Below are 16,333 nucleotides of genomic sequence, written 5' to 3' on the forward strand. Positions count from 1 at the left end.
AACACCACCACTTACACAGACAGATTGACAGGCTCGCCTCGACCTGCTGATCATGAAGATTCAGCAGCGGCATCCGAAAGAACCCGAAGAGGTCTCCGCGACCCGTCGGCGCATGGTCCTGGATCCCGGAACCCTCGGCGGCGTCGCCTCGCTGCGGATCATCGGCCCGGCACCCGAGATCAAAGCATTGGCCGGGAAGTTCGACCAGGCCGCCCGGGCGATCCAGAACGCCCAGCGCCACGCCCTCATCGAGGGCACGCAGATTCCCTTGGATCCGGACCAGCAGGTCGAGAACGAGGGCATGCCCCTGTCGTTGAACCTGATCCGCTACCACCTCGCCCACGCGGCGCAGATCGACACCGGTGGCATCACCGTCCCGGAGGCGAGGTTCCGGTTGAACGTCCTCGTTCCCTTCCTGACCCTGGTCGGTGGGGACGACGCCCCCGGTGTCCTGGAGGACGGCACCCCGATTCCCGCGCAGATGGCCCGTGAGATCGCCGGGAAGAGTGAGGAATGGTTCCGGGTCCTCACGGACCCGTCCTCGGGTGAGTTTCTGCCGCGGCCGGCGGAGAAGTACCGGCCCACCGGGGCGATGCTCGAACACCTGAGACTGCGCGGCCAGTCCTGCGGCGTTCCCGGCTGCGAACGCGCAGCGTCGGTCGCCTCCGAAGCCGACCACATCGTCGAGTACAACCATGCGGACCCTGTGTGTGGTGGTCGGACGGCGGTGGAGAACCTGCACTTCCTGTGCTGGTTCCACCACGCGATGAAAACCGCCGGACGGCTCGACCCGATCCGTGTGGAAGCGGACGAGTCACCCGCGGGGATCGCGGGCACCGTGTGGGAGATGCGCGAACGTCTCCGCGTGTTCCGCGAGGACGACACCGACCTCCTCACCCCACAGGCCGTCGCCCAGCTCGACACCATCTGGGATTCGATGCAACGCAGGCAGGACGAGTTCATGCAGCGGGGCGCGGGCGAGCACGACAGCGAAACCCCCAGCAGTGGGGTGACTGGTTCCCCTGAGCCGTCAGTTCTGGACTCGCCGTGGCCGCTCCGGCCTGGTGTCCCGGACCCGTGGCCCCGAGTGGACATGGACCAGGCCGGCGCACCCGACCTCGAAGAAATCCCCGTCGAGAAACCCGTCCGCCACCGGTACCAACCACCACCGACGTTCCACTACGACGGCGACCTCCCCATCAGCGCCACCACACGCCGACCACGCACGCAGCAGGGCCCGCCACCGAGGTTCGACCCCGGACCACCACCCTTCTGACCCACCCGCCCCACCCGCCATCGCAGGCCATCGAGGTCAGAAGCCGGCCAGCAGCAACACCACCCGTAGAGAGGCACACCACCGTGCCCCTCTACACGCACGCCCGAAATCAATCCGCGCCTCCGGGAGCGGTCCCGCCCGTCGCCTGCCCGCGACACCCGACGAGAACGTCGCTCAGCGGGCGACCAGCGGCAGCCGCAGGATGAAGGCGGTCTGTCCCGGCTCCGATTCCAGGGTGATCGAGCCGCCGTGAGCCTCGGCGATCGCCTTGACGATCGGCAACCCCAGCCCCGTCGTCCCGTCCCCGCCCGAGCGGGCGGCGTCGGCGCGGGTGAAGCGCTCGAAGACTCGGCCCGCGATCTCCGGCTCGATCCCAGGACCATCGTCGATCACCTCGAGGATGCCGACTCGACCCGCTGCGCCCGAGAGAGCCGCCGATTCGGAGCCGCCCGGCCCCGACCGCAACCGCACAGTCACGGTCGTGCCCGCGGGCGTGTGCTTGCGGGCGTTCGACAGCAGGTTCACGACCACCTGCGACAGCTGACGCGCATTGCCGAGCACCGTCACCGGCTCCTCGGGGACCTCGAGCACCCAGCGGTGCTCCGACGCCGTGACCCGCGCGTCCATCGCCGCATCCAGCACGAGCTCGCCCAGGTCGGTCTCGGTGCGCTCGTCCCGCGCGCCCTCGTCGAGGCGGGCCAGCAGCAGCAGGTCCTCCACGAGCGACGTCATGCGCCGGGACTGCGCGTCCATGCGGTCCACCGACTGCTCCCCGCGCTCGCTGAGATCCTCCGTCATCCGCAGCATCTCGCTGTAGCCGCGGATCGCCGTGAGCGGGGTGCGCAGCTCATGGGACGCATCGGCGATGAAGCGTCGCATCGACTCCTCGCTGTGCTGGCGCGTCTCGAGCGCTCCCTCCACGTTGTCCAGCAGCAGGTTCAGGGCCCTCCCCACCTCGCCGGCCTCGGTCCCCGAGTGGGAGATGCGCTCATCGACCCGGTCCCCCAGGGCCACGTCGCCATGGGACAGCGGCATGTCGGCCACGCGTCCGGCGACGGCGGAGACCTCCTCGAGGGGACGCAGCGTGCGCCGCACGATCAGCGATCCCGCCACCCCGCAGAGCGCTGTCGCAAGCAGCCCCGCCGTCACCAGCGTGAGGTCGAGTCGCGCCAGCGTGCTGTGGACCTGGGTGAGCGGAAGGCCGGTGACGATCACGGCGCCCGAGGCGTCGGTCGCGGTCATCACCCGGTACTGGCCGATGGAGAGCTTCACGTCCGCGTGCTCGTCGCTGTCCAGCCCCTTCGCGACGTCGGCGACCTCGGTTCTGTCCGAGGCGCCGAGCTTCTCGACCTGACCGTCGGTGTCGCGCCACGCGGCGCTCACGACCCGGCCGTCCACGAGGATCGCGGCGAGCTCGAACTCGCCGCCGCCCGGGCCCGTGGCCTCGGCGTCCCCGCCATCGGCCTCGTCGGCCCCGGCCCCGCTCGTGCCGCTGGTGCTGCCCGTGCCGTTGGACCCGTCCTCGCCGTTCGTCGGCCCGTCGGGCGCGCCCGGACCGCCCGTGTCGCCGGCACGGTGGGCGGCACGGGTGAGCTGCGCGTCCAGCTGGCCCTCGAGCTGCCCGCGCACCGACACGTGCGTGACCGCCCCGACCAGCAGGCACAGCACCGCCACGGTGCTCACCAGCAGGATCACGAGGGTCGCGCGCAGGGAGAGGCGCCGGCGGCGTCGGGCCGAGGCGGTGCCCGCTGCGGCACCGGGACCGCTCGGCGAGGACGCGGAGGCCGACGACGGCCCGGCGATCCGCGTCGGATGGGGCGGACGGGAGGCGCGGGTCATGCGGGCTTGAGCATGTAGCCGGCGCCGCGGACCGTGCGGATCATCGGCTCGCGGCCCACGTCGATCTTCTTGCGCAGGTAGGAGACGTAGAGCTCGACGATGTTCGCCTGCCCGCCGAAGTCGTAGTTCCAGACCGCATCGAGGATCTGCGCCTTGGACAGCACGCGCTGCGGGTTCTCCATCAGGTACTGCAGCAGCTGGTACTGGGTCGCGGTCAGCGCGATCTCCTCGCCGCCGCGCGTGACCTCGTGGGTGTCCAGGTTCATCACCAGGTCGCCGACGACCAGCTCGCTGCTCTGCGGGGACGTCGCCCCTGCGCGCTGCACCAGACGGTGCAGCCGCAGCAGCACCTCCTCCATCGTGAACGGCTTGGTCACGTAGTCGTCGGCCCCGGAGGCGAGGCCCTGGACGCGATCGGCCGGGGCGTCCATCGCGGTGAGCATGAGCGAGGGGACGTCGGGCTGCAGGGCGCGGATGCGGCGCAGCACCTCGAGGCCCTCGATGCCGGGGAGCATGCGGTCCAGCACGAGCACGTCGGGCCGGATCTCGCGCGCCACCCGCACGGCCTCGAGGCCGTCGCCCACGACGGTCGCCTCCCAGCCGATCATCTGCAGCGGGAAGCGCAGGAGGTCGGCGATGGTCGGCTCGTCCTCGACGACGAGCGCGCGGATCGGGGATCCGTCCGGGTGCGCCAGCGGCGGCAGCGCGGACAGCGCGGCGGGGGTGTTGGACATGTTGGGCTCCCGTTCGAGGTGGTGGCACCGAGATTAGTCGCCGACGATCCGTCCGCACAGGCTCCGCGCCCCCGCCACAGCACACCGATCCGTCCCGCACAGCCCGCGCACAGCACCGCGCGCAGCACTGCCCCGACGGGCCACGCCCGGTGAGAGCACGCTCACCACGCCTCGTGCGCGCGGGCGTGGGATGCTGGAGGGCAGGCCGCGCGCAGCCGCCGGCCGCGCGCACCGACCACCCGATCCACCCCACTCGATCCTTGGAGGAGCACCCATGGGCACGCTGGGCGAACCGTTCATCGCGAAGTGCCGGAAGTCCGGCACGACCGTGGAGGTCGACGGCGAGCACACGCTGCTGCAGGCGCTCCTGGACGCCGGCATCGACGTCGACTACTCGTGCGAGGGCGGAGTGTGCGGCACCTGCGTGCTGCCGCTGCTGGCCGGGGACGTCATCCACGAGGACGAGTTCCTCATGGAGGACGAGCGCGAGGAGCGGATGACCGTGTGCGTCTCCCGCGGAGTCGGCGAGATCGAGCTCGACGTCTGAGCGTCGACGGGTCAGGGCCGACGCGGTCCCGCCACCAGCCAGCCGATCGCGACGAGCAGCACGGACACTCCCGCCATCGCGATCGAGGTCGCGAGAGGCATCGTCGGGCCGCCGAGCAGGACCGTCATCAGCACCGCGAGCGCGACCATCACGATCGCCGTGAACACCGCCGGACGCCCGGCTCCGCGCGAGGCCGGCGCATCGCTCGAGGACAGCGTGTGCGAAGGGATCGTGCGCATCCTGCCCTGGTCCATGACCGTCTCCTGACGAGTGGTGTGCCGCCGTGCGGGGATCGCGCCGGTGCTGCGCGAACACCCCCACCCTCCCCCGACGCCCGCCGCCCGCGCATCCTTCGGACGGATGAACCCGGGCCATACCCGGGTCGTATCCGGGATGCCCCCGAGATGCCGACGGGCCCTCCCCGGGACGACGGGATCAGAACGGCAGGCTCGCGTCGCGGCGGGCGAGCTCGGCGAAGGGACCGTCCTGCGCGAGCAGCTCCTCGAAGGTGCCGCGCTCGACGATGCGCCCCTTCTCGAGGACCACGATCTGGTCGGCGTCGCGGATCGTGGAGAGGCGGTGCGCGATCGAGATCGTGGTGCGGCCGCGGCTGAGAGCGGCGAGCGCGCCGCTCATCGCCTGCTCGGTGCGCACGTCCAGGGCGCTCGTGGCCTCGTCGAGCAGGAGCACGGGCGGGTCGCGCAGGATCGTGCGAGCGAGCGCGAGCCGCTGCTTCTCCCCGCCGGAGAACCGGTAGCCGCGCTCCCCCACCGTGGTGCCGTAGCCCTCGGGGAGGCTCGCGATGTGGTCGTGGATCTGGGCGATCCGGCATGCCCGCTCGAGCTCCGCGTCGCTCGCGCCCGGCGCGGCGAAGCGCAGGTTGTCGGCGATGGACGCGTGCAGCAGGTAGGTCTCCTGGGTGACCACGCCGATGCAGTCGGAGACCGACCGCAGCGTGATCTCGCGCAGGTCGTGGCCGTCCAGGGTGACCGCACCCAGCGTCGGGTCGTACAGGCGCGCCATGAGGTAGCCGGTGGTGGTCTTGCCCGAGCCGGTCGCGCCGACGAGCGCCGTGTGCGTGCCGGCGGGGACGATGAGGTCGATGCCGTGGAGGGTGAACGAGGGATCCTCGGGGTCGAGGGCGGTGCGGGCCGTTTCGTCAGGTCCCCTGTCCGCGTCCTCGCCCGGGTAGCGGAAGGCCACGTGCTCGAGACGGACCTCGCCGCGCACCTCGGCGGGATCCAGCGCGGTCGCGTCCTCGCGCTGGGTGATGGTCACGGGAGCATCGAGGTACTCGAAGACGCGGGTGAACAGCGCGAAGGAGGAGTTCACCTGCGTGGCCACGCGCAGCAGCGAGTTGATCTGCGGGAACAGCCCGGACTGCAGGGCGATGAAGGCGACCAGGGTGCCGATGGTGACGCCGGGGACGTGGCCGAACAGCAGGTAGCCGCCCAGCAGGTAGGTGAGCGAGGGGATCACCGACATGAGCGTCGAGTAGAGGGCCATCTGCCAGCGACCGGCCGTCGTCGAGGACAGGCCCAGCTCGGCGAGACGCCCCGAGAGGCCCGTGAAGTGGGCGGTGAGGGCGTCGGTGCGGCCCATCGTGGTGCCCAGCAGGATGCCGGAGACCGAGAGCGACTCCTGGATCGAGGCCGAGAGGTCGGCCGCGGTCTCCTGCTGGATGCGGGTGATCGCGCGGCGCCGCAGCCCCACCCTCCGGTTCATCCACACGGCCAGCGGGACGGTGATCACGGAGAACAGGGTGAGGCGCCAGTCCATCGCCAGCATCGCGACGACGGCCATGACGATCCCGGCGCTCGCCGAGACGATCTGGGTGACCACGCTCGTGACCACGGCCTGCATCGAGCCGATGTCGTTGAAGATGCGCGACTGCACCTCGCCGGTGCGGGTGCGGGTGAAGAAGCCCAGGCCCATCTGCTGCAGATGCGAGAAGACGGAGACCCGGAGGTCGTGCATGATCGCCTGGCCCACGCGCGTGGACAGCAGCGACTGCAGCACGCCCAGCACCGAGGAGACCGCGGTGACCGCGATCATCCCGGCCACGCACCAGGCCAGCAGGTCCAGCCGCTGATCGGGCAGCGCGACGTCCACGACCTCGCGCACCAGGAACGGGGAGACCACCCCCGTCGCGGCGGCGAGCGCGATGAGCACGAGCACGACCAGCAGGGTGCCGCGGTACGGGGTGAACAGGCGCAGGATCCGGCCGACGTCGGCCCGCTGCCCCGGTGCCAGGCGGCGCTCGTCGGCCCCGGGCATGGAGGCCATGCCGCGGACACCGCTGCCGGGACCGCCACGGCCGCCGGGGCCGCCCGCCATGCTCATCGGGCGCCCGCGCCCTCAGAGACCCGCATGGCGGGCCACCTTGTGCTGCGCCGCCTGGGCGAGCGGGCGGACGGTGACGAGATCGAGGTTCACGTGGTGCGGGGCGTTCAGGGCGTAGGAGATGACGTCGGCGCAGTCCTCGGCGGTGAGCGGCTGCTCGACGCCGTCGTAGACCTTCTCGGCCCGCGAGGCGTCGCCGAGGCGCACCAGGGAGAACTCCTCTGTGCGGACCATGCCGGGAGCGACCTCGATGACGCGGATCGGTGCGCCGTTCAGCTCGAGGCGCAGGGCGGAGGCGAGCATGTGCTCGCCCGCCTTGGCGGCGTTGTAGCCGGCGCCTCCCTCGTAGGCGCCCTGGGCGGCCGTCGAGGAGAGCACGAGCACGTCGCCGCGGCCGCTCGCGTGCAGGGCGGGCAGCAGCTCGCGGGTGACCCGCGCGGCGCCGAGCACGTTGACCTCGTACATCCGCTGCCAGGCGTCGAGATCCGCCTCCGCCACGGGCTCCTGCCCGAAGGCGCCGCCCGCGACGTTCACGACCGCGTTCAGGCGCCCGTCGAACAGCTCGTCGACGCGGGCCACGAGAGCGGCCACCGAGTCCTCGTCCGTGACGTCGGCGGCGAGGGTCTCGCAGCCGGACTCCTCGGCGAGGGATGCCAGCCGGTCCTCGCGGCGGGCGACGGCGAGCACCCGCCAGCCGTCGGCGGCGAGGCGCACGGCGCTCGCGCGGCCGATGCCCGAGGAGGCGCCGGTGACCACGGCGGTGAGAGGGGCGGCGGAGGATGCAGAGGAGGAAGCTGTGGAGGTCATGGCCCCGAGGATACGGGCCGGACGGATGCGCGCAGGGCCGTGTTCCGCGAGAGGATGGGGCCATGACCTCGCCCGCCCGCACCCGCTCCCCCGCGCTGCTCCGCCCCGTCGTCCTCTTCGACCTGGACGGGACGCTCGTGGACACCGTGGGCCTCATCGTCGACTCCTACGCGCACGTGTTCGAGCGCTTCGGGATCGCGGGCATCGAGGAGGCGGAGGTGCGCAGCTGGATCGGGCTCGCCCTCGAGGAGACCTTCGAGGCGCTGGATCCGCAGCGCGCGCCGGCGATGGCCGAGGCGTACCGCGAGTTCAACGTGGGCCACCACGACGAGCGGATCGCTCCGTACCCCGGGGCGGGCGCCCATGTGGATGCGCTCCTCGACGCGGGGGCCGACGTGGGCGTGGTGACCTCGAAGGGCTCCGAGCTCGCCCGGCGCGGCCTCGCCGCGACCGCGATGCCCGCGATCGATGTGGTGATCGGCAAGGAGCACACGCTCGCCCACAAGCCCGACCCCGCCCCGCTGCGGCACGCGCTCGAGGTCCTGGGCGCGCGCGCCCAGGACGCCGTCTACGTGGGCGACGCGGCGACCGATCTGCAGGCGGCGCATGCGGCGGGGATGTCGGCCGTGGGCGTCACCTGGGGCGCGGGCACGCGGCCGGCGCTCGAGGCGCAGGGCCCGTTCGCCGTCGTCGATTCCTTCGCGGAGCTCACCCGGCTGCTCGCGCCCGGGCGCTGAGGTCGGGGACCTCCGAGGTCACCAGGTGGTCTCCTGGTCGGTGCGGTGGTCCTCGGGCTCGATCTGCAGCGTGCAGTGGTCCAGGCCGTGGCGCTCGCGGAGCATCGACTCGGCCGCATCGAGCACGGCGTGGCCGTCGATCCCCTCGCGCATCCGCAGGTGCACGGTGAGCACGTCCATCCCGGAGGTGACCGTCCACAGGTGCAGATCGTGCACGTCGGTCACGCCCGGGACGGCGCGCAGGTCCTCCCCCACGGACCCCGGATCCAGGTGCCGCGGGGTCTCCTGGCCCAGCACCGAGAGGACCTCACGGCCCAGGATCAGCGCGCGCAGCGCGACGAACACGCCGATCGCGAGGGCGATGGCGGTGTCCCAGAGCGTGCTCCCGGTCGCGCCCACGAGGATCGCGGCGGCGACCACGCCGAGGGAGCCGATGGTGTCGGCGAGGACCTCGAGATAGGCGCCCTTGACGTTGAGGCTCTCCTGCGCGCCCGCCCGCAGCAGCCGCATCACCGCGAGGTTCACGACCAGTCCGAGCGCGCCCACCACGAGCATGGGCACCGAGTCGACGTGCGCGCCGTCCGCTCCCGCGCCGATCCGGCCGATCGCCTCGAGGACCACGAAGACCGAGACGCCCAGCATCACGAGCACGGCGAGCAGGGAGGCGAACACCTCGAGGCGGTAGCTGCCGAAGCTGCGCCTGCCCGTGCGGTCGGGACGGGCGGCGAGCACCGTCGCCCCGAGCGCGGCGGCGAGGGTGAGGACGTCGGCCGCCATGTGCCCCGCGTCCGAGAGCAGCGCGAGGGACCCCGTGAGCAGCGCAGTGACCAGTTCGACGACGAAGAAGCCGCCGATCAGCACGAGCGCCCACGCCAGGCGGCGCCGGTGCTTCCCGCCCGCGCTCAGCGCCTGCGCGGCCGAGGCGTGGGAATGGGCGGCCCCGTGCGACCCGCCGTGCTCGCCCGCCCCCATCAGGCTCCGCCCCCTCCGGCCCCGGTGATCTCGGGATGCGTCTGCTCGGTGTGCGCGGTGTGGGCGACCGCGAGGTCGAGGAGCATCCGCACGTGCGGATCGTCCAGCCGGTAGAACATGCGCCGCCCGTCGCGGCGGGTCGCGACCACGCGATGGGCGCGCAGCAGCTTGAGCGCGTGCGAGGTTGAGGAGTCCGACTGCCCCGTGAGCGCAGCAAGGTCGTGCACGCACAGCTCACCCTCGAGCAGGGCGAGCAGGAGGGTGAGGCGGTTGGGGTCCCCGAGCAGGGAGAACACATCGGCCGTGTCGGCCACGTCGCGGGGGCGCGGCAGGTGCTCGGCGGCGAGCGCGACGCGACCGGCGTCCACGACGTTGCTCGCGCAGCCCTCGGCGCCGTCCGCAGGCTCTGCGCTCTCCGCAGCCTGCACATGTGACGATGTGTTCATACGTTCACGGTAGGCCCGCGGCGGAGAAGCGGTCAAGGGCCCGGGTGCCTGGGGTCCCGCTCAGACCAACGTGAGCTCGACCCCGTCGTCGGCCTCCAGATCCCCCGAGACCCGCCCGCGGGCGAGGCGGGACACGAGCGCGGCGATCGCGCCGTCGCCGGTGACGTTCGTGGCGGTCCCGAAGGAGTCGATCGCGATGTAGGAGGCGATCATGAGGCCGACGGCGGCCTCGCCGAAGCCGAGCATCGAGGAGAGGATCCCGGCGGCGGCCATGATCGCTCCCCCGGGCACGCCCGGCGCGGCGATCATGACGATCCCGAGCATGAGCACGAAGCCCACGAGCTTCGCAGGGTCCAGCGGCATCCCGGTGACCACCATGATCGCGACGGCGAAGGAGGTGATCTTGAGCGTCGAGCCGGCGAGGTGGATCGTCGCGCACAGCGGGACCACGAAGTCGGCGACCGGAGCCGCCACCCCGTTGCGCTTGGTGCACTGGAGGGTCACGGGGATCGTCGCGGCCGACGAGCTGGTGCCGAGCGCCGTCGCGTAGGCGGGGAGCATCGTCCACAGCATCTTCAGGGGATGGCGGCGCATCGCCCAGCCGGCCACGCAGTACTGGGCGAGCAGCACGATCACCGTGAGGGCGAAGACCATGAGCACGACCGCGAGGAAGGTGCCGATGACGGTCCAGATCTGCCCGTTCATGGTCAGCCCCAGGAACATCCCGAAGATGAAGATCGGCAGCAGCGGGATGATGATCGCCTCGATCGTGCGCACCACGATCGTGCGCAGCTGCTCGAAGGACTCCTGCAGCGCCCCGCGGCGCACCAGCGTCAGCCCGATCCCGAGGCAGAAGGCGAGGATGAGCGCCGTCATCACCTCGAAGACGGGCGGCATCTCGATCGTGAAGTACGGGGCGATCGCCGAGTCCTCGGGATTCTCCAGCGTCCCCACGCTCGCGCCGGCGAGCATGCGCGGGAGCAGCAGCGCGGAGACGCCGAGCGCGAGGAGCCCGCACAGGATCGTCGAGACGTAGGCGATGCCCGCGGTGAGGGCGAGCATCTTCCCCGCACCGCGGCCCAGCTCGCCGATGGCCGGGGTCACGAGCCCCACGATGATCAGCGGGATGAGGAACTCCAGGAAGGCGGAGAACAGCCCGTTGAAGGTGGTGAACACGCGCGCGAGCGCCTCGGGCATCACCAGGCCCAGCAGGATGCCCAGCACGATCGCGACCACGATCCGCGGCAGCAGGCCGAAGCGGGGCCGACGGCGGGAGGGAGCGGCGGGCGGGGTGTCGGCAGCAGGAGTCATCGATCATCCGGTTCGTCGGGGGAAGAGGGATCGGCACAGGGTACCGATCCGCACCGCTTTCCCCGAACCTCTCGCGCGGGCGTCGGCCGCACCCTAGACTCGCGCGGGTGCTCGCCTTCTGGAGGATCCTCGCCGCCTCCTTCCGGCAGTACTCCACCTACCGCGTCGCCACCGTCGCCGGAGTGTTCACGAACTCCGTGTTCGGCCTGATCCGCGCCTCGATCCTGCTGGCGGCGGTCTCCACCGCCGGGGGCGAGCTGCGCGGCTACGATGCCCTGCAGGCCGCGACCTACGTGTGGCTGGGCCAGGCGCTGCTGGCCCCCGTCGAGGCCTTCGGCACCCGGGAGGTCGCCGAGCGCGTCCACCAGGGCGACGTGGCCGTCGACCTGCTGCGGCCCCTGGGGTTCCTCAGGCTCCAGTACGCGCAGAAGCTGGGCCGCTCCGGCTTCCTGCTGCTCGCCCGCGGGATCCCGCCGATGCTCGTGGGGGCGGCGCTCACGGGCATCTCCCTGCCCACGGACCCGGTGGCCTGGCTGCTGGGCGTGCTCGCGATCCTGCTCGCGATCACCGTCGCCTTCCTCGCGGACATGCTGGTGAACCTCGCGGCGTTCTGGATCGTGCAGACCCGCGGGCTCACCGTCGTCTACACGGCCGTGATGAATCTGCTCTCGGGATTCCTCATCCCGATCGCCTGGTTCCCGGACTGGCTGATCGCCCTCACCCGCGCGACCCCGTTCCCCGCCATGGTGCAGACCCCGATCGACGTGCTCTCGGCGCGGGTGAGCACCGCGGAGGCCCTGCCGGAGATCGGCGTGCAGGCGCTGTGGGCGGGCGTCCTCGCCCTCGCCGCCTGGGCGATGCTGCAGCGCGGGATCCGTTCGCTGGAGGTGCAGGGTGGCTGAGAGGACCCCGTCGGGCCGGTCCCGCGCGACCCGGCCGGTCTCCGCGCTGCGGATGGTCGCGACGCTCTACGGCTCGCGGATCCGCTCGCAGGCCGCGTTCCGCACGAGCTTCGTCATGGACCTGCTGGGCCAGGTCCTCATCGTGGGCACCGAGTTCCTCGAGCTGTGGGTGATCCTCTCCCAGGTCGACGTGCTGGGCGGGATGACGCTGCCGCAGGTCGCCGTGGTCTACGGCCTCGGTGCCCTCGCCTTCGGGATCGCCGACATGCTGTTCGGGGAGATCGACGGGCTCTCCACGGCGATCCGCTCGGGCACGCTCGAGACCCTCATGATCCGCCCGGTGCCGATGCTGCTGCAGATCTCGAGCCTGGACCTCTCCCTGCGGCGGCTGGGACGGATCGGCGTCGGCATCGCGATGACCGTGACCGCGCTCGCGATCGCGGGCTTCTCCCCCACCCCGGCGACGCTCGCACTGCTGGTGCTCGCGCCGCTCGCGGGCGCCGCGATCATGGGCGCCCTGTTCACGATGGCCGGGGCCATGCAGTTCTGGCTCGTGGACGGCCGCGAGTTCGCGAACGCGTTCACCTACGGCGGCAACTACGTGGCCACGAACCCCGGCGCGGTGTTCCCGCTGCCGCTGCGGGCGTTCTTCACCTTCGTGATCCCGACGACGCTCGTCGCCTACACCCCGACCCTGGCCCTGCTGGACCTGCCCGGTCCGCCGCTGCTGCCGCAGTGGACGGGCTGGCTGGGCCTGCCGGTCGCGGTCCTCGCCTGGATCCTCGCCGCGCTGCTGTGGCGCGCGGGGGTCCGTCGCTACACAGGAGCCGGCGGATGATGAACCATGACACGACCCAGCCCGCGATCGACCTGCGCTCCCTGCGCCGGGACTACGTGGTGCGCTCGGGGCCGATCGGCCGCCGCGCGCGCAGGGTGGTGCGCGCGGTCGACGACGTGACCCTGCAGGTGCGCGCCGGGGAGGCGGTCGGCTTCGTGGGCGCGAACGGCGCCGGGAAGTCCACGACCATCAAGATGATGACCGGCATCCTCCAGCCCACCTCCGGCGACGTGCGGGTGCTGGGTCGCCGCCCCGTCGCCGAGCGCCGGCGCCTGGCCCGGGAGATCGGCGTGGTCTTCGGCCAGCGCTCCCAGCTGTGGTGGGACCTCCCCCTGCGCGACTCCTTCCGGATCCTGGGGGCGATGCACCGCATGAGCGAGTCCGCGCGCGAGGAGCGCCTGGGCCGCCTGGTCGAGGGGCTCGACCTCGAGGGATTCCTCGACCGGCCGGTGCGCCAGCTCTCGCTCGGGCAGCGGATGCGCGGCGAGGTCGCGGCCTCGCTGCTGCACTCCCCGCGCCTGGTGATCCTCGACGAACCCACGATCGGCCTGGACATGATCTCGAAGGAGGGGCTGCGCCGCTTCCTGCGCGAGGACCGCGACGAGCGCGGCACGACGCTGTTCCTCACCACGCACGACATGGGGGACGTCGAGCGGCTGTGCGAGCGGATCGTCGTGGTCAACTCCGGCACGGTCGCCTTCGACGGCCCCCTCGCCGGCTTCCGCGAGTCCCTCGGCGCGCCCCGCGAGCTCGTCGTCGACCTCGCTGCGCCGCGGGAGGCGCTCGCCCTCCCGCGCGAGGCCGAGGTGCTCGCCGTGGAGGCCGACGGGATCCGCCATCGCATCGCCTTCCGCGGCAGCGAGATGACGGTGCCCGCGCTGCTCTCCGCGATCGGCGCGCAGGCCGAGATCGCCGATCTCTCCCTCGCCGAGCCCGCGATCGAGGACCTCGTGCGGGAGATCTACGCCCGGGGCCGGTGAGAGCGGCGGGCGTCGGGCCGCTGCCGCCACGTATCCTCGCTGCGGGCCCGCCCGTCGGCCCGGTCGCACCCCGCAGCACCGACCCGCAGCACCGCCCCGCAGCGAGCGAGGAGAGCACATGAGCCCCGCCACCCCGTCCGTCGGCCGGATGATCTCGAGCGGTCTGGACGCCGTGCCGAAGATGCTCCGCCACGATGCCCCGCGCACCCGCCACGAGGCGATGGCGCGAGGGATGCTCGACCACGTGCTGCGCGATCGTCGTGCGCGACGCCAGTTCGCGCGGCGGATCGCCGAGGTCTCCGGGTCGGTGCCCGCCTTCCGCACCACCACCCGCAGCGCGGCCGACGCCTTCGACCTGGTGGGCCAATCCCCCTCGACCGGCTCCTCCGAGATCCTCGCGGTCAAGCTGGTGATCGACGGGGACCTCTCCGCGCAGCGTCTGCGCTCCCTGCTCGGCTCCCTCGAGAGGACCCCGGGCAGCCGCCTGCTGCTCATCGTGCCGCGCTCGCGGCGCTCGGCCGTGCGCGAGGTCGACGACCCCACGGGCCGCATCCGCATGGTGACCTGGGCGCAGGTCGCCAAGAGGCTCGTGCCGCACGACCCCGAGAGCGCCGAGCTGTGGACCGCCCTCGCCGAGTTCGGCGAGAACCGGGCCGTCGAGGACGCCCAGCAGCCCGTCGCGCCGAAGGTCCTGCTCGACGAGGAGGTCACGAACGAACTGCGCGACCACCTGCGCTCGATGCTCCTGGTCAGCGACGAGCTCATCCATCGCGCGCCGCGCTTCTCCTCCTCGCGCAGCCACCCGCGGGCCTGGCTGCACGCGGGTGCGAGCGGCAACGACCTCGGCGTCGAGTTCGATGCCGTCGAGGACGGCTCCGCGATCTGGCTCGTCGGCTCCCGCCCCCAGCGGTCCTTCCCGCTGGAGATCGGGGCGCTCGGCTCCGACGAGGAGCGCGAGGCCGCGATCGCCCGCCTGCGCGCGATCGCCTCCCGCCCCGACTGGCGCTACGACGCGGACCTCACCTTCGAGCCCGACTCCTACATCGGCACCCCGGCCTCCCGGAAGCTCGAGGACGCCCGCGCCCTGCTCTGGGAGGTCCTCGACCCGGGCCGCCTCGAGGCGAGCGGCTTCCCGCTGGTCCCCCGCCAGCAGCCCGACATGACCGCCGACCGCCTGTCCGTGCGCGTGCACGCTCCGTCGATCCCCCGCTCGGGCACCTTCCTGGTCTCCATCGGCGGCTCGAGCACCTGGCGCACGCTGCTGCCGCGCGTCACCCGCGAGCACGACCACCGCACCTACGTCGTGCAGGCCAAGAAGTCCGACTCCGTCCAGGATCTCGTCACCAGCGTCCACGAGGCGCTGCACTCGCTCGCGACCAAGCCCTGAGCACCCGGCGGGCCGGATCCCTGGAACGATGCGCGGCTCACATCCCGCGGGCGCGCGGCGGCTGGGACAATGACGGCTGAGGGCGCCCTCACCGGGGCGCCGCAACCATGTCGCAGGAGGCAGCGAGGGTGAACGGCTCGTTCAAGGTCCGCGGAGGCAAGCTCGTCTCGGTCGAGGTGGAGGCCTCGGACGGGGTGATCACCTCCGCCCACGTGTTCGGCGACTTCTTCCTCGAGCCCGACGAGGCCCTCGAGGACATCGACGCCGCGATCGTCGGCCTGCCGGTGAAGGCGAGCGCCGCCACGATCACCGAGGCGATCTCCGCGCGCCTCGCCGCCCGGCACGGCGACGTCCAGATGATCGGCTTCGACGCGGACGCCGTCGCGATCGCGGTGCGCCGCGCGCTGGGCAACGCGACCAGCTGGGACGACCACGAGTTCGACGTCATCGGGCCGGTCACCATGGCGCCGATCATGCACGTCGCGCTCGACGAGGTGATCCCCCACGAGGTCGCCGCGGGACGGCGCAGGCCGCTGCTGCGGATCTGGGACTGGGACTCCCCGCTCGTGGTGATCGGCTCCTACCAGAGCGTGAAGAACGAGATCGATCCCGAGGGCGCCGCGAAGCACGGCATCGGCGTGGTGCGCCGCATCACCGGCGGCGGCGCCATGTTCATGGAGGCCGGCAACTGCCTCACCTATTCCCTCGTGGTGCCGTCCTCCCTCGTCGAGGGCCTGAGCTTCGAGCAGTCCTACGCCTACCTCGACGACTGGGTGATGGGCGCGCTCGCGGAGATCGGGGTGCGCGCCCGGTACGTGCCGCTGAACGACATCGCCTCGGACAAGGGCAAGATCGGCGGCGCCGCCCAGCGCCGCTTCGCGGGGGGCGTGGTCCTGCACCACGTCACCATGAGCTACGACATCGACGCCGACAAGATGGGCGAGGTGCTGCGCGTGGGCCGCGAGAAGCTCTCGGACAAGGGCACCCGCAGCGCGAACAAGCGCGTGGACCCGATGCGCTCGCAGACCGGCATGGCCCGGGAGGCGATCATCGACAGCTTCCTGGACTACTTCCGCGGGAAGTACGCCACCCACGAGTCGGCGTACACCGAGGCCGAGCTCGCCGCGGCGCGGGACCTCGTGGACACGAAGTTCGCCACCGAGGAGTGGACCCAGCGCGTGCCGTGAGCGGCGTGCCCGCGTCGGAGCCCGCGC

General features: G+C 72.1%; 16 protein-coding genes. 8 read left to right on the top strand and 8 right to left on the bottom strand.

What is annotated here, in order from left to right; all coding sequences use genetic code 11:
• Positions 1–52: 52 nt before the first annotated feature.
• Entirely contained in the window at positions 53–1,276 is a 1,224-nt protein-coding gene (locus tag FHG10_RS03800; protein WP_152352031.1) for an HNH endonuclease signature motif containing protein, read from the top strand.
• A gap of 174 nt (positions 1,277–1,450) precedes the next feature.
• On the opposite strand, the gene FHG10_RS03805 is transcribed toward FHG10_RS03800, so the two are convergent.
• Both FHG10_RS03805 and FHG10_RS03810 read right to left on the bottom strand, forming a co-directional pair.
• A complete protein-coding gene (locus tag FHG10_RS03805; RefSeq protein ID WP_152352032.1) occupies positions 1,451–3,115 on the bottom strand; it encodes a sensor histidine kinase in 1,665 nt (554 codons plus the stop codon).
• On the bottom strand, positions 3,112–3,849 hold the full coding sequence (locus FHG10_RS03810; RefSeq protein ID WP_152352033.1) for a response regulator transcription factor: 738 nt from the start codon (positions 3,847–3,849) through the stop codon (positions 3,112–3,114). Before FHG10_RS03810 ends, FHG10_RS03805 begins: the two co-directional genes overlap by 4 nt.
• 274 nt (positions 3,850–4,123) lie before the next feature.
• On the opposite strand from FHG10_RS03810, the gene FHG10_RS03815 reads away from it, so the two are divergent.
• Positions 4,124–4,396 carry a 2Fe-2S iron-sulfur cluster-binding protein gene (locus FHG10_RS03815; RefSeq protein WP_152352034.1) on the top strand — a complete coding sequence of 91 codons (273 nt, stop codon included), beginning with the start codon at positions 4,124–4,126 and terminating at the stop codon, positions 4,394–4,396.
• Between the two features lie 11 nt (positions 4,397–4,407).
• Here the strand turns inward: FHG10_RS03815 and FHG10_RS03820 are convergent, their stop codons facing one another.
• The 3 genes from FHG10_RS03820 to FHG10_RS03830 form a co-directional block, all read right to left on the bottom strand.
• Positions 4,408–4,650 (bottom strand): hypothetical protein, encoded by a 243-nt coding sequence (locus FHG10_RS03820; protein WP_152352035.1) that lies wholly within the window; start codon positions 4,648–4,650, stop codon positions 4,408–4,410.
• Between the two features lie 181 nt (positions 4,651–4,831).
• Complete coding sequence (locus FHG10_RS03825; protein WP_319803197.1) at positions 4,832–6,682, bottom strand: ABC transporter ATP-binding protein; 1,851 nt, start codon at positions 6,680–6,682, stop codon at positions 4,832–4,834.
• A gap of 72 nt (positions 6,683–6,754) precedes the next feature.
• The gene (locus FHG10_RS03830; protein WP_152352036.1) at positions 6,755–7,546 is read right to left on the bottom strand and encodes an SDR family oxidoreductase; all 792 of its coding nucleotides are present in this window, start codon (positions 7,544–7,546) and stop codon (positions 6,755–6,757) included.
• A gap of 62 nt (positions 7,547–7,608) precedes the next feature.
• Here FHG10_RS03830 and FHG10_RS03835 point away from each other — a divergent pair, with 62 nt between their 5' ends.
• Positions 7,609–8,283, top strand: a complete 675-nt coding sequence (locus FHG10_RS03835; protein ID WP_193636189.1) for an HAD-IA family hydrolase — start codon at positions 7,609–7,611, stop codon at positions 8,281–8,283.
• Positions 8,284–8,301: 18 nt separating this feature from the next.
• Here the strand turns inward: FHG10_RS03835 and FHG10_RS03840 are convergent, their stop codons facing one another.
• From FHG10_RS03840 to FHG10_RS03850, 3 genes are read right to left on the bottom strand one after another with little or no spacing between them, the layout of a single operon-like run.
• A complete protein-coding gene (locus FHG10_RS03840; RefSeq protein ID WP_152352038.1) occupies positions 8,302–9,255 on the bottom strand; it encodes a cation diffusion facilitator family transporter in 954 nt (317 codons plus the stop codon).
• Entirely contained in the window at positions 9,255–9,701 is a 447-nt protein-coding gene (locus FHG10_RS03845) for an ArsR/SmtB family transcription factor (protein WP_152352039.1), read from the bottom strand. The genes FHG10_RS03840 and FHG10_RS03845 overlap by 1 nt, the downstream gene beginning before the upstream one ends.
• Before the next feature lie 60 nt (positions 9,702–9,761).
• Positions 9,762–11,012 carry a dicarboxylate/amino acid:cation symporter gene (locus FHG10_RS03850; RefSeq protein ID WP_152352040.1) on the bottom strand — a complete coding sequence of 417 codons (1,251 nt, stop codon included), beginning with the start codon at positions 11,010–11,012 and terminating at the stop codon, positions 9,762–9,764.
• A 107-nt stretch (positions 11,013–11,119) separates the two neighbouring features.
• Between FHG10_RS03850 and FHG10_RS03855 the strand changes: the two genes are divergently transcribed.
• The 5 genes from FHG10_RS03855 to FHG10_RS03875 all read left to right on the top strand — a co-directional run bounded on the left by FHG10_RS03855 (position 11,120) and on the right by FHG10_RS03875 (position 16,306).
• A complete protein-coding gene (locus FHG10_RS03855; protein ID WP_152352041.1) occupies positions 11,120–11,914 on the top strand; it encodes an ABC transporter permease in 795 nt (264 codons plus the stop codon).
• Positions 11,907–12,752: an ABC transporter permease gene (locus tag FHG10_RS03860; protein WP_227488019.1), complete on the top strand. Its 846-nt coding sequence runs from the start codon at positions 11,907–11,909 to the stop codon at positions 12,750–12,752. Before FHG10_RS03855 ends, FHG10_RS03860 begins: the two co-directional genes overlap by 8 nt.
• The gene (locus FHG10_RS03865) at positions 12,749–13,732 is read left to right on the top strand and encodes an ABC transporter ATP-binding protein (protein ID WP_406565149.1); all 984 of its coding nucleotides are present in this window, start codon (positions 12,749–12,751) and stop codon (positions 13,730–13,732) included. Before FHG10_RS03860 ends, FHG10_RS03865 begins: the two co-directional genes overlap by 4 nt.
• Before the next feature lie 118 nt (positions 13,733–13,850).
• On the top strand, positions 13,851–15,119 hold the full coding sequence (locus tag FHG10_RS03870; protein ID WP_152352042.1) for a hypothetical protein: 1,269 nt from the start codon (positions 13,851–13,853) through the stop codon (positions 15,117–15,119).
• A gap of 128 nt (positions 15,120–15,247) precedes the next feature.
• Positions 15,248–16,306 carry a lipoyl protein ligase domain-containing protein gene (locus FHG10_RS03875; protein WP_152352043.1) on the top strand — a complete coding sequence of 353 codons (1,059 nt, stop codon included), beginning with the start codon at positions 15,248–15,250 and terminating at the stop codon, positions 16,304–16,306.
• Positions 16,307–16,333 lie beyond the last annotated feature (27 nt).

The organism is Brachybacterium subflavum, assembly GCF_009299795.1.
GTDB lineage: Bacteria > Actinomycetota > Actinomycetes > Actinomycetales > Dermabacteraceae > Brachybacterium > Brachybacterium subflavum.